8 protein-coding genes and 1 pseudogene are annotated in these 13826 nt (G+C 57.0%); 8 read left to right on the forward strand and 1 reads right to left on the reverse strand.

Annotation, left to right across the window (positions count from 1 at the left end; translation table 11 throughout):
• The first annotated feature begins 317 nt into the window (after window positions 1–317).
• From istA to ROSMUCSMR3_RS14335, 5 genes and pseudogenes are all read left to right on the forward strand, one after another.
• Entirely contained in the window at window positions 318–1856 is a 1539-nt protein-coding gene (gene istA, locus ROSMUCSMR3_RS14315) for an IS21 family transposase (protein WP_081508579.1), read from the forward strand.
• Window positions 1846–2637, forward strand: a complete 792-nt coding sequence (istB, locus tag ROSMUCSMR3_RS14320; RefSeq protein WP_081507008.1) for an IS21-like element helper ATPase IstB — start codon at window positions 1846–1848, stop codon at window positions 2635–2637. The genes istA and istB overlap by 11 nt, the downstream gene beginning before the upstream one ends.
• Window positions 2638–3478: 841 nt before the next feature.
• Window positions 3479–4099: a hypothetical protein gene (locus ROSMUCSMR3_RS14325; RefSeq protein ID WP_157667312.1), complete on the forward strand. Its 621-nt coding sequence runs from the start codon at window positions 3479–3481 to the stop codon at window positions 4097–4099.
• Between the two features lie 459 nt (window positions 4100–4558).
• Window positions 4559–5301 (forward strand): annotated as a pseudogene (locus ROSMUCSMR3_RS14330) (IS5 family transposase).
• Window positions 5302–5412: 111 nt separating this feature from the next.
• On the forward strand, window positions 5413–5628 hold the full coding sequence (locus ROSMUCSMR3_RS14335) for a hypothetical protein (protein WP_081507746.1): 216 nt from the start codon (window positions 5413–5415) through the stop codon (window positions 5626–5628).
• A gap of 369 nt (window positions 5629–5997) precedes the next feature.
• Here the strand turns inward: ROSMUCSMR3_RS14335 and ROSMUCSMR3_RS21910 are convergent, their stop codons facing one another.
• On the reverse strand, window positions 5998–6261 hold the full coding sequence (locus tag ROSMUCSMR3_RS21910) for a hypothetical protein (protein ID WP_157667313.1): 264 nt from the start codon (window positions 6259–6261) through the stop codon (window positions 5998–6000).
• Between the two features lie 717 nt (window positions 6262–6978).
• Here ROSMUCSMR3_RS21910 and ROSMUCSMR3_RS14345 point away from each other — a divergent pair.
• From ROSMUCSMR3_RS14345 to ROSMUCSMR3_RS14355, 3 genes are all read left to right on the forward strand, one after another.
• Window positions 6979–7407: a hypothetical protein gene (locus ROSMUCSMR3_RS14345; protein WP_217521277.1), complete on the forward strand. Its 429-nt coding sequence runs from the start codon at window positions 6979–6981 to the stop codon at window positions 7405–7407.
• A gap of 96 nt (window positions 7408–7503) precedes the next feature.
• Window positions 7504–8424, forward strand: coding sequence for a CsgG/HfaB family protein (locus ROSMUCSMR3_RS14350; RefSeq protein WP_157667315.1), 921 nt, complete (start codon window positions 7504–7506; stop codon window positions 8422–8424).
• 181 nt (window positions 8425–8605) lie between these two features.
• The gene (locus ROSMUCSMR3_RS14355; RefSeq protein ID WP_081507749.1) at window positions 8606–13702 is read left to right on the forward strand and encodes a beta strand repeat-containing protein; all 5097 of its coding nucleotides are present in this window, start codon (window positions 8606–8608) and stop codon (window positions 13700–13702) included.
• Window positions 13703–13826 lie beyond the last annotated feature (124 nt).

Here is a 13826-nt window from a genome sequence, read left to right on the forward strand (position 1 = left end):
CCTCATCATCTTTAGGCTCATCTAGGAACGGTTTAACACACAGCAAAACCTGGAGATCAAACTAACCTCAGTGCCTCCATAAATATCTTTTGGTAAGGAGGCGGGTTCCGTGGGGCGGTAAGTGCAGTAACTACACCACGGAAGCACAAAAGTTCGCGCGCGTAGGCTCTGCGGTCACAATACGACTTGTATCTGACCCATCACTGTTGATTGCCACTGAGAATTGACCCGGCAAAGGCTAAAATTGTCACTGAGAATTGACCCATGTGCAACCTTGCCCCGGCTTGAACCAGCTGGGGGCATTTGGAGTGATCGACATGGGATTTTTGAAGGTTATCAGGACATGGGCGCTGCGAGACAAGATGCCCATTCGCGAGATTGCTCGGCGCACGGGCATATCGCGTAACACAATCAAGAAGTATTTGCGGGAGGGGATTGTTGAGCCTGCGTTTCAGACGCCGGATCGTCCGAGCAAGCTGGATCCCTATGCCAAGCAACTGACAGCATGGCTCACGACCGACCAGCGCAAATCACGCAAAGAACGCCGGACGGCGAAGCTGATGCACGCCGATCTGGTAAAGCTTGGATATGACGGCTCCTACGAGCGCGTTGCAGCCTTCGTTCGCCAATGGAAAGGCGAACGGCAGCGCGCGCATCACACGACGGATCGGGGAACTTTCGTGCCGCTGGTGTTTGCACCTGGCGAGGCGTTCCAATTCGACTGGAGCGAGGACTGGGCCTATGTCGGGGCTGAGCGCATCAAACTACAGGTCGCGCATATCAAGCTATCCCACAGCCGCGCCTTTCTGGTTCGGGCGTATTTGCTGCAAACACATGAGATGCTGTTTGACGCGCATTGGCATGCGTTCCGCGTCTTCGAAGGCGTCCCGGGCCGCGGCATCTATGACAATATGAAGACCGCCGTCGACAAAGTTGGACTTGGTAAGAAGCGCGATGTGAATGCGCGGTTCACGGCGATGACCAGTCATTATGTCTTCGATCCCGAGTTCTGTAACCCGGCCGCAGGATGGGAGAAAGGGCAGGTCGAGAAGAATGTGCGCGACGCGCGCCATCGCATGTGGCAGCTGATGCCGACCTTTCCGGATCTGGGCGCGCTGAATGACTGGCTGGAAGAGCGCTGCAAGCTGCTGTGGGCTGAGACGGCCCATGGCAGGTTGCCTGGAAGCATCGCCGATGTGTGGGAGGCTGAGAAGCCTGCGCTTATGCCGCTCCCCACAATGTTCGATGGTTTTGTCGAGGAAAGAAAGCGCGTCTCGCCGACCTGCCTGATCACCTTTGATCGCACCCGTTATTCTGTGCCCGCCAGTTTTGCGAACCGCCCTGTCAGTCTGCGCATTTACCCTGAGCGGTTGATAGTTGTCGCCGAGGGGCATGTGATTTGCACGCATGAGCGCATCATCGACCGGTCGCACCGCCAGCCTGGGCGCGTCATCTATGACTGGCGCCATTATCTGGCCGTGGTCCAGCGCAAACCCGGGGCGCTGCGCAATGGGGCACCCTTTGCCGAGATGCCAGAGGCCTTCCGCAAGTTGCAGGGACAGATGCTGCGCAGGCCTGGTGGGGACCGTGAGATGGTCGATATTTTGTCGCTTGTTCTGCACCATGACGAGCAGTCTGTGCTTCGCGCAGTGGAAATGGCTCTGGAGGCCGGCGTGCCCACAAAGACCCATGTGCTGAACCTGCTCCACAGGTTGGTAGACGGAAAACCGACCGACCAGCCCGATATAACGCCGCCGTCGGCCCTCTCTCTGAGCAAGGAACCTGAGGCCAATGTTGCACGCTATGACGGACTGCGACAGGCTCAGAATAAGGGAGGCACGCGCCATGCGTCATGATCCCGCCGGAGCAGCCATCGTCATCATGCTGCGTAGCCTCAAAATGCCCGGGATGGCGCAGGCCGTGGGCGATCTCATCGAGCAAGGGTCGCCCGCGTTCGTGTCCGCCATGCCGATCCTGTCGCAACTGCTCAAGGCCGAAATGGCCGAGCGGGAGGTGCGCTCGATCGCCTATCACATGAAGGCTGCCCGCTTCCCGGCATACAAGGACTTGTCCGCCTTCGACTTCGCGGCCAGTGAAATGCGGGAAGCTCTGGTCCGCCAGCTCCATCGATGCGAGTTCATGGATGCCGCTGAAAATGTGGTCCTGATCGGCGGTCCCGGCACGGGGAAATCGCATGTGGCTACGGCCCTCGGCATCCAAGCCATCGAACATCACCGCAAGCGCGTGCGCTTCTTCTCAACGGTCGAGTTGGTTAATGCCCTGGAGCAGGAAAAGGCTCAGGGCAAGGCCGGAAAGATTGCCGAGGCGCTGGTCAAAACCGACCTCGTGATCCTCGATGAGTTGGGATATTTGCCGTTCAGTGCCTCCGGCGGGGCCTTGCTCTTCCATCTTCTGAGCAAACTCTACGAGCGCACCAGCGTCATCATAACCACCAACCTGAGCTTCGCCGAGTGGGCTACGGTCTTTGGTGACGCCAAAATGACCACCGCGCTGCTCGATCGCCTCACCCACCGCTGCCACATTCTGGAGACCGGCAATGACAGCTACCGCTTCAAGGCCAGCTCAGAAACAGCGAAAAAGAAACGGAAGGAAACACCAGCATTGACGCCATCATGATACGCAGAACATAACCACTGGGCGGGTCAGTTCTCGGTGACAATGCCGGGTCAATTCTCAGTGGCAATCAACACCATCACCCTAATCCGCAACAGACGCCTTGAACAAGGAAAAATATCCTAAAGATTGAGAATCTGGGGAGATTCTCGTCTATATCCGGTTGCCGTTGCCATAGTTGGGGGTGGGGGAGCCTTTGATCTTGCCTATGTGTCATTTGGGCCGCACCGTCTGGATTGCGGCCCGACTTAACCCTGTCCTGAGGTTGTTAACGGCGACCATGGGGACGCTTTTAGAGCCGCCGCCTTGCCATCTCATCCCAACAAAAAAGACCACGCCGTTTCCGGCGTGGCCAAGTTGCATGTGGCGAGGCTCATGAGCAATCTTGCTTGAATTGTTGCAGGTACGACAATTCATCTCACACGCAACCTCAGCATGTCTGACTGTCGCGCCACGCCGCAAATCATCCTCCGGTCGCGGTCCTGACTTTTTGTATAGCCTGATATCAAACCGTTAAGATTTAGAGCGCCTAATGTAACCAGAAGTAACAAAGGATAGGCTCGGGTAATGAGAGCGTCTGTCTAGGCGGTGTGTTTTCTTAGATTACCTTAACTCATGAGCACGCGGCTTTTGCCGCTAGGCTGCTAAGGTGGAACCTTGCTCTCTGGATGCGCCACGATGCATCGCTGCGGAAAAAGGCGCGTAAGCATGGCAATGTCCCGCGCTTTTGCGCCAATGTTACCGAATTGCACGGCTTTTGATCCTAAAGTTATCTACCTGAAGGCAGCGGCCTGCGCCATCATCTAGGTAGGTCTGACCCATTCCGTGCTTGAGGATGATTGCGATGAATAACCAAACGGCCTTCCCCTTTTCTCGTGATTTCGGGCGCACACGGCATCGGGTCGAGGTTGGTTCTGACTCTGACAGCGCGCAAATACTCAGTTTCCGAGATGCTTTAGATCAGAAACTTGAGCAGCGGCTCTTTCATGAATGCGCGCTTCGTGAAGGTCACTCAGAGCACGGCACATTACCAAAGGAAGCGAAGGAAATGGCACCTGACGGCGCTTTTGTTACCCGCCAAGTTCTGTTTTTCGCACAGCCCTGTTTCAACACGCAGAACGTTGAACACTGGTTAGAAGGCATGTTTGATTTGCGTGTGATGGTCCCGAGAAACACCACATTCTATCACGAGTGGCTGTTTCGTTACGCGGCTGAGGCTGGTCTGATTGTCATTGATAAAGACAGTTTTGGGGGCGAACAGTCTTCTTTTCAACGTTTCGCAAAGATTGCGCGCGAGATGTGTGAAGAGGTGCCGATGATTGTCCTGTCCAGGGATTTTCGGGTCAACGACTTCAATCTGTCGTGGAGTGATAACTGGGATGTTTCCCTGCAGAGCCCGGTCTCTCAGCACTCGCTGAGCTTGGCGATTGAAGTCGCATCTGACATTGCCATCAATGGTAGGTAGCGTTTTGCTTTTGCCCCTTGTTTCCTAGAGATCTGGACGGGGCATCAATACGTGGACACGGGTGTTGGGGTTCCAGTAGCCAATGCTCGTTATTGCAGCGTCAGATTGCATGATAGCCCCAAGCCGCAAATCTGACGCTGCAACTTTCTCATTAATAGTGCTGGGTGGTCAAATTATAGGTCCTTCTTGGTGACTGTTATTGACTGCCGAAACTGCCAGAGTATGGGCGATTATGTGAAAGCCGAATGTGTGCGAACTTGCATCCCCGCACGCTTGCACTCGGGCCTCATGGCTGCTGCCTATCAGCCCTTCAAAGCCTAAAGGATTTTCACCAAACCTATACGAATGAGCATTCGAGATCGTGTTACAATGTGATCTAGGGTCTGTTGACGTTTAAGGATTCCCAAATCAGGGATTGAATGATTCAAGGTTACCAAATGGGAGGTGACCTTGATCCGAATGACATTGACCGACACGCAATGGGCGATCATCGCCCCGCACTGTCTTGGCCGGGAATGTGATCCCGGGCGCACCGGCCCCGATCCTCGGCTGTTCGTCGAAGCGGTGTTGTGGATTGTCCGCACGGGCTGTCCGTGGCGTGACTTGCCGAGCGAGTTCGGCAAGTGGAACTCTGTGTTCAAGCGGTTTCGTCGCTGGGTAAAGGCCGACGCATTCTATCGTATGTTCAGTGCCTTGGCCGAGGACGCGGACTTCGAATACGCGATGATCGACGGTTCTATCGTCAAGGTCCACCGCCACGGACAGGGCGCAAAAGGGGGACTCAGGGCCAGGCCATCGGGCGTTCTCGCGGCGGTATAACGACCAAGATCATGGCCCTGACCGATGCGCTCGGCAACCTGGTCGACTTCCGCCTGCTGCCGGGGCAGGCCCACGATTTGCGCTGCACGGCGGCGCTGCTCGAAGGGCTGTCTTGCGGCCAGTTCCTCGCCGATCGCGCGTTCGACGCCAACTGGGTCCGCGAAGAGCTGGTGGGAGCCGGGATCGAACCGATCATTCCCCCCAAATCCAACCGCCGCTTTCCGGCAGACTTCGACCGCGACACCTACAAATGGCGGCACTTGATCGAGAATTTCTTCGGAAAGCTCAAAGAATTCAGGGGTATCGCCACGCGCTGCTGCAAGACAGACAGCAGTTTCTCCGCCTTCATCGCCATCGCCGCGACAGTCATCCGTCTACGCTGACCGTCAACAAGCCCTAATCAAAATGGAGACTGCGACCTTTTGTACCGTTTGGGCATGTGTTTGGTTTGCCTTCGTCGTTAGTAGAGGTCGGTTTTGATCGGAGATACATCAATGAGTGACACCATTAATTTAAGTTTCGATGAGTATCAGAAGTTTTCTCTCGGCTTAGAAAACCTGTTGAAAACCATTATAAAAATAGACGAAATTGTTCTTCCGCGTTCGATAGACGAAACTGCTCTTAACGAAATGGATGGCTTGATTATTCACCTCAGAGAAGAGGCGAAGATCCTCCTTCAGGACTTTAACGCAATACGGCATGTCAGATAAGCTAGAGTTGATCCCACTCGCAACACCTGGCTGGCTGACGGCAGCGTTTTCCTGCGGTTAGTTCGATATCTAATGGTCTTTCGGAGGTTGTGGGCGATTGCTTGCTTTGACATGGCTGGCACCCGCGCGATGTGATCCAGCCCCACCGGCGTGCTCCGGGCTTTGGTGGCGCCTTTGCCGTGTGCGTGCGCCTGGTTCAGGAATGCACGCAGAGGCGGCGCTAGATTTCCAACCAGTTAGTAGCCTTGTTTAGATGGATCAGGGGCTTGATTCAGGCTGATAATTTCATTGCTTCTGTTTTGTTGGCGTAGACCTCATTGGGCGTCAATATGCCGTGCGTTGAGTGAGGGCGTTCGGAGTTATAGTAGCTCAGCCGCTTGCCGATCCCGGTCGCATTACTGAATTGGTCTCGAAGGCGTTCAGATAGACGCATTCGAACGTTAACGATCGCCAACGTCTTTCGATCATTCGGTTGTCACGCAATAGGCCTTTACCGTCAATGCTGAACTTGACCTTCGCGTCCATCTTGGCGGCGCTGGTGAAGTCGCTGACCTGATCGCTGTTGAGGATTTCAGGCTTACTGTGTTTGGCGAGCGCTTCTTTCAAAGCTTTCACAAGAAAATCAGCGTCCATCCTGTTTGACAGCCGCCAGGCCGGCACCTTGCGGACTATACCAGTCCATAATCACGAACAAATACACAAAGCCCCGCCGCATCGGTATGTAAGTGATATTGGCACACCAGACCTGGTTGGGCCGGTCGATGACCATGGTGCGCGGCAGGTATCGCATTGGTTCTGACAGATTGGGACGTTTTCTGCTGGCGGTCGTCGCTGCTAAGATCACGGGTCACGCGGCGTCACTCCGCGCTGGAAAACATGGCGGAAAACTCCAGCTCGGCTGCGCACCGTTTTCGGGAAGCAAATCACTCTGACGAGAGACGGACAACGAATGCGCAGCAATTTTTGCGCAAACTTGCAGCTTCTGCACCAAAGGAAACTAAAGACTTCAAATGGATACTTATAGGTCGTCGCGTTTGCAAAGACTGACGCAAGGAACCCAATAGATACGATTTAGAGGCTTTTGCGGAATGTAAACTAGGGCGGAAATCCATCAAGTAAGCAGGGCAGTACAACGTGGTTGACCGCAGGTACCAAGGGGCCACTGCAACAAAAAGGTAAGCAAACGTGATGTCTTTATGCGACGCTCTCTCGCGCAAGTTAGTCAACGTGGCCTGCTTAATTGGGGCTGTATGCAGCCCAGTTTCGGCAGGGTCGCAGACCCTTACATACAATTCTAGCTGGGGTTTTCAGACGGCCAGCGATCGCGCAACCAAGATGTCCCGAGTCGACTTGGAACTGCGCAAAAAGGGTGGTTTCTACGACAGCTTTGAGACCAATATTCTCTATGATGGGAATACATTTGTTACGTATGATTGCGTGGGCAGCAATTCAGAAGCCCGGGCAAATGACTCGGTAAACTCCCAATCCTCCCAGACGTCTTCTCCCTCCACAGGAGCAGACTTGGATGTATCGACTTCCGCATTAGGCAATGCTTCGGATGCCCTGGTGACGTCCAAAGCGAAGAGCACTAATACGCAGGACGCCTCCGGTGCAATTTCATCGGATACCTCCCTCAACCTGAAGAACAATACAGGGGTACTGAACGCCGGCGGTGGTAAGTCAGAGCAGACCACGAGCCTTGTTCAGCAAAATGAGGGCACAGTGACCTCGTCGGCCGAGGGGGGGGGTCGGTTGCAATTTCTTTACGCCACGACCTGACTCGGTATCGGTAGGTCAGAAGGAATGAGTTACATCATTATGCGGAAAGCTGGACGCCGCGTATTCGCGAATTGTCCCCTAAAGTCTGTAGCGGTCTTGGCATTTTTTGCATTGGCTGCTTGTGAAGGTACAGGGGCTACTGAACTGCATGTTTTCCCGAAGGACTCTCGCGTCATCACTGGGCCGAACGTCACAAAGAATACGACGCCTGTGACACCTGCCTTCACGTGTCTCGCAAGCAAAATCAAGGCAAAGGACAAGCGCAAACTTCGGATCACATCGGGTGAAGTCCTTGATTTAACAGGGAAGTACTTGGAGAATGAAGGCGGCAGTATTGTCACCAAGGGCGGTGCTCATATGGTGATGTCTGCCTTGGGAAAACTCGGAGATGCGATCATCCTTCTGGAGCGGGTGGATACGCTCATCGCCGACAAGGAGCTCCAGTACATGGATCGCCGCCAGCTCGGCGATGGAGGAGAGCATATTGTTCCCGGCGAGGCGGCTGAAGTGCCATGGTTACCGTATTTTGGTGGGACTGTGCTCCAGACCGACTACTACATTGCTGGTGCAATTACCGAGCTCAACTTCAACATTTCGTCAAAGGGTGGCGAGGTTGGGTTTGCCGGTTTCGGCGTCAAGGCAAGTGCGCTTACGATGAACGTGGCCGTCGACTTGCGGATCGTTGATGCGAAGTCGATGGAGGTCATCAGCACAACAAGCCTGCAGAAGCAAATCATCGGCGAAGAAATCGGGGCCGACGTTTTCCGTTTCTTTGGTGACTATCTGTTTGATCTCAATACAGGACGCCGCACACAGGAGCCCATCCAACTCGCCGTGCGCACGACGCTGGAGTTGGCCGTGATTGAACTCATCGCGACACTCACAAAAGCAGATCCGTCTTCGTGCATTCAGAGTGCCGAAGATGCTTTGTCTGCGATCGCAACCCCGGAGCGCGCGGACCCGGTTGTCGCAGCGCCAGCCGGTGTCAAACCGCCCACTGACCGCGTGAGGTCATGAAGCGAACAGGAATTCGTTGTGTCCCGGTGATGTTTATCCCGGACACAACCAAAAGAGGTTCGGCGCACGCGATGTGCCGTGCGGGGACGGCTGCCAGAGGGCAGATACCCAAAAAATTCCAACCAACAGGAGATTCCTAATGACAGCTTATAGAAACAGTCCCCTTCAAAGGGCGAGCCTTATGGCGCGCCTTTTGGGTGGGGCCAGTCTTGCGGTGCTTGCAACCTACGGTCCGGCAATGGCGCAGGCGGTCAACATTACCATTGACAGCGCGCAGGTCGCGCCAGCGAGTGCCTTTACGGCTGCCAATGTGACCGGATTTGAAACCGTCGCAAACAGCACGCAGGACTCGCGCGCCGCAGTCACCGCCTCCATTGTCAGCGGTGTGCTGAACTCCGACATCGCGGGCTCCGGCTCAAGTGCTGTCGGCATTGAAGATAACGCCCTGACCGCAACGGCAACAGGCAACGTGTTCACCCTTGATGCCGATCAACTCGGCTCGGACGGCGGTGGTGCTGCCGGTACCCTCGCGACACTGAGCGGCCAGTTTGCAGACGGTACCGTTTCCACGGCGATCACAGGCTCCAGCCTGACCATCGATGGGACAGGTGATGCGACAGCGACCTCTCTCGCGGCCAGCGACAACACGCTTTCTGCAACCACGACCGTGAACAACGCGACTTCCGTCTTCTCCGACACGATATCTGCTGATCTGGCTGGCGATCTCGCCCAGGCTCAAGCAGCGTTCATTACTTCGCCGATCACGTTGACCGGTGGGGATCTGACGGCTCAGCAATTGCTGTCGGTCGAAGGTGGCGGCAGCGTTGTTGCCAGCACGCAAGCCGTTGAAGGCGCTGGTCTGGCGTCGACCGCCACGATCACGGGGTCCGGCATCTCGGTCTCGCTTGGGGATCTTGACGCGACCGGCTCTGCGCTGTCTGTCGATGGCAACGATATCCGCGCGTCCCTGACCGGCAACCGCGCCAGCATCGGTACGGACCTGACCGTGGATACCACGTTCGACAACACGGCTGCCGTGCTGACACAGCAGCAGTTGGGCGATGGGACAACAGATGTTGGTCTGGTTTCGACAGCCGATACCTCGACCTTGTCTGTTGCGTTGGACAATGCCACCGGTTCCAGCCTGACCGTGTCGTCGAACACTATCGGGGCACAGGCCAATGGTAACGTCGCAACGCTCAGCGGCGCCGGGGCAGGTGCCACTGTTGCCGATGGCACGTTCCTGCGCGTGGACGCCAACACCATTTCGTCGAATACGGCCGGAGGCGAGATCAACAACGATCTGAACTCCGTTGTCACGTTTGACGACGGCGCTGCAGCGAACCCTGGTTTCGGCTTTGTTGCCGGCTCGCAGCAGGCGATCGAAAGCACCGCGGCAAATGCAGGCACGATCCAAGCTTCCAGCGATGGCAACAGCCTGTCTGTAACGGCAGCTGATTCAGCTGCCCTTGGGGGTGCATTGTCCGGGTCGAACATCTCGGTCACGGACAACACCGCTTTTGCCTTGGCATCCGCCAACACCGGGGGCACTGCAATTGACCTGAGCGCAACCAGCATCACGGCGACCGCCGGTCTGGCCAGCGATCAAACGCTGCGTGGCACGGATGTAGACGCGCTTTTGGGTGATACGGGCGCATTCGCGCTGTCTGTGACGGCTGAAGGTGATGTGACATCCTCGTCGATCCTAGTCGATGGCAACCTGTCTGTGGCAGAGGCCAGCGGCAACACCGGCCAAACGCTTTTGCGCGCAGATGCCGACACCGCTCTGCTGTCCAACACCTCAACGGATCGCGGCACGGGGACAGTTGACACCGAAACCACCGACTCGGCTGCCACGGCCACAACTGTCGACGCCGACTTCGGCGTGTCCGCCAACCAGGCCATCGTCGGTTCTGACGTTGCCTCAACGGCCGTCTCGTCCTTTGGTGTCACAATCGGTGAAACGGGGATCGCTTCCAACGACGCGGGTGCCATCGACGCCAGCACAATTTCCTTGTCGAGCAACGTGCAGCAGGCCACCACCAGCGGCAACACGTTGACCAACAGGATTGATCTGGACGCCAACGTGATCGGTGCCTTGGATACTGTTGGGCCAGTATTCGCTGACAACAGCTCGGCTGTTTCGTCTCTCGTGTCGTTGCAAAGCATCGATTCGGCGACATCCGCCGCGTCGACTACGACCCTGTTTCTGCGCCAGGATGATTTTGCCACCGCGGACACAACCTCGATCAATGCATCTTCGCTGGCAATCGGTGCAAACCAGAACCGGTCAACCACCACGGCCAACCGTGTCACCAACATGTTGGACGTGACCGCGGATACCGCGATCATCGGGGCTGATAGCCTCAGCGGTCGCGCAAACGTGGAAACCACCGCCACGGGTGCGATTGGATTTGCAGCAGGCACAAGCGGCCTGACGAATTTCCAAGTGAACTCCGGGGCGACCGTCGACGCGACGACCACTGCAAACGCGGGCATCAGGGCAGGTGGGGCCGGTGCAACCGTTGCCAGCCTGGCAGACTCGTCCGCGTCAATCTCGGACAACATCACAACCGCCTCTGGGGCCTCCAACATCGGCGCGTCGTCCATCACGTTGAATGCCGGAACCGAAACCACCTCGAATGCAGCGCTGACCAGCGTCCAGGACAGCAGTGCAGACGTGACGGCAGCCTCGACCTTTGATGTGGGCACTGCTCCCGCCACAGGGATCAATCTGACAGGCGCAGTCTCTGACTCGACCGTTGGCGTGGACAACAACGTGACCGTTTCGTCGGCGATGGGCAACCAGAACGCAAATACCGTGTCGGTCACGGCCACCACCATCGATCGTGCGAGTTCAACTTTGGCTGGCAACAACAATCTTTTTTTTGCAGCGGCAGACTCTGCCGATGTCAGAGCCGAATTTGCCGCGCTGAACGTACAGTCACAGACGGGCAATATTTCTTCTACCGGCGTGGTGGATGGTTTGATTGGCATTAACGTTGCAACAGGCAGTAATGCCGATCTGATCAACAGCAGTGCCACGCTGGACGGCAACGTTCTGCAGTCGGATGCGATGTCGAACCTTGCAACCAACCGTGTCGCCTTGGCGGGCACCGCGGCGATCACCGAAACGACCACTGGTCTTGCATCCGTCCAGACATCGGGCACGGCACCCGCCACGCCGATCACCATTGGCTCGTCTTCAACCGCGACGTTCAACTTTGTGCAAACAGACGGTAATGGCGATGTGATCAATTCGACGGTCTCTATCGATGGCAACCAGTCGTTTGACACGGCCACATCCAACCGGGCAACCAACACGGTCTCGTTGGCTGGCAACGCGATCTCGGGTGAGGCGGCGAATTTGGCCGCTGTCGGTGTGACGCTCCAGCCTCAGGTTGGCGCACAGGTCTTGGCTGACAATACGTTGTCCAGTGTTCAGACAAGTGTCGCCGCTGTGACCAGCGCGTCGCAGATCACCGGAACCGCAGACACCGGTGGACTGACGACCACGGACAGCAGTCTGAGCATCAGTGACAACTTCGCCCGCTCCTTTGGCATGGGCAACGATGCGGCCAACGTGCTGAGCATTCTGGCCGATACCAGTGCGGCGGGTGCTTCTGCACTTTCCGGAACGCAGGTTCAGATCGGCAACGTTTCCGCAACCGCGGGTGTGACAGCAACGCTGGATCTGCAGGATGGTCCTGTCGGTTCCGCTGTTGACAGCACTCTGGCGACGGATGGCAATATCGGCTTTGCACGGGCAATGGGCAACAATCAGACCAATACTCTGAGCATTGCCGCCACTGAAGTCGATGGCGTCAGCGTCGCTGGCGAAAACGCATCCTTCGCAGCGCTCGGTGATGTGGTTGGAACCAACCGCGTCTTTGCCGGTGACAACATCCTCACGGCCTTCCAGGGTCTTGTCGGCGATGTCGCAGGCGTGGCGACCGTGACCACTGACACCCTGGTTGCGGATACGATTGATGGCAGCAGTGTCTCTGCAAGCCAGAACATCGCGCAGTCGAATGTCACGGGGAATGTGGGCAACAACCTGCTGTCTCTCGCGGCGGATACGGATGTAACGGGTCTGTCGGTTCTGACCTCGGAGCAAAGCGGTGGCGCAACATCTGATGTGACCTCCACTGCGGGTCTGAATTTTACGCTCGACCTCGCAGCCGCGGGCGCCGTGAATGATGTGGTCAACAGCGCGTTGAACGTTGATGGCAACCTCGGCTTCTCGACCGCGTTTGGCAACGATGTGACCAACCGTCTGACGGCCACTGGCACAACGGTCACCGGCCAAGACAACACGGCCCTGTCGAGCGTCAGCATTGCTGGCGACGATGGTGTAGGAACCATCGCAACCGGAACTGTGAGCGGTACATCTGACAACCTGCTGGGAAATTTCCAGACGCGTACAGGTGGTCAGGTCGTCACGTCTGCGGCCACTTTGCAAGTTGATCTGCTAGCAACAACCGGATCCGCACCCGGGGACGCCATGACGGGCAGCAGCGCAACGTTGTCCGGCAATACCCTGGACTCTACGGCGACATCCAACCGGGCCAACAATACGCTCGCGTTGAATGCCGCGACTGTGCTGACGGCTGGCGGGGCGATTGCCAACCAGCAGAACTCTGACAGTGCCGTGACCAGTGATGTTTCACTGCGAGGGTCCCTTGGTTCTGCGACCTTCACGGATGCGACCGGTTCTTCGATTGCGCTGCGTGACAACACGGGGATTGCCCGGGCTGCAGGCAACGACGCCACCAACGTGCTGAATGCCAGCGCGGGAACGGCGATGAATGCACTGTTCGCAGGAACAGCTGGCGCAACAGTCGGGACCGGGACTCCGGGTGCCTTGAACGCAACCGGGACCTTTGCTTCGGCATCGAACCAGGTGAATTCGGGTGCTGTGACGGCGCGGGCGAGCTTTGGTGCTACTCCAGCCAACCCCGTCAGCAGCCTCGGTGTTCAAACTGCGGCGCTCAACAGCTCTTCGGTTGATCTGTCGGGCAACCGTCTGGTCGCGGATGCGGTCTCGAACCGGGTGGCCAACACCATCTCGATCTCGGGTCGCTCGCCTTCGACTGACGTGAGCACAGCGCTGACGTCTCGTCAGGTTGCGTCCGGGGCGGTCACGTCGAGTGTCGTTGGCGGTAACGTCTCCAGCGCCAATGGTGCGCTCGACGCAAGCTCGGCACGCCTCGGCGGCAACACGTTCAGCGCATCGGCCAGCGGCAACATCGCCACAAGCCGCCTCCTGCGCGACTGATACTGCCAGGAAGGGGCGACCTGTGTGTCGCCCCCTCCGCCTCAGCTTGCTGGTGGTGGCCCAGACCTGTGATCGGTCGCCAAGCCACCTGCCAAATTTTCCCGGTCTCCGGTGAAAATGACCA

The sequence above is a fragment of the Roseovarius mucosus genome (genome assembly GCF_002080415.1).
Classification (GTDB): domain Bacteria; phylum Pseudomonadota; class Alphaproteobacteria; order Rhodobacterales; family Rhodobacteraceae; genus Roseovarius; species Roseovarius mucosus_A.

Coding starts and splice junctions, on each gene's coding strand:
- ROSMUCSMR3_RS14355 (WP_081507749.1), top strand. CDS start 8,606: ATGGCGCGCCTTTTGGGTGGGGCCAGTCTTGCGGTGCTTGCAACCTAC.
- ROSMUCSMR3_RS14325 (WP_157667312.1), top strand. CDS start 3,479: ATGAATAACCAAACGGCCTTCCCCTTTTCTCGTGATTTCGGGCGCACA.
- ROSMUCSMR3_RS21910 (WP_157667313.1), bottom strand. CDS start 6,261: ATGGACGCTGATTTTCTTGTGAAAGCTTTGAAAGAAGCGCTCGCCAAA.
- istA (WP_081508579.1), top strand. CDS start 318: ATGGGATTTTTGAAGGTTATCAGGACATGGGCGCTGCGAGACAAGATG.
- istB (WP_081507008.1), top strand. CDS start 1,846: ATGCGTCATGATCCCGCCGGAGCAGCCATCGTCATCATGCTGCGTAGC.
- ROSMUCSMR3_RS14335 (WP_081507746.1), top strand. CDS start 5,413: ATGAGTGACACCATTAATTTAAGTTTCGATGAGTATCAGAAGTTTTCT.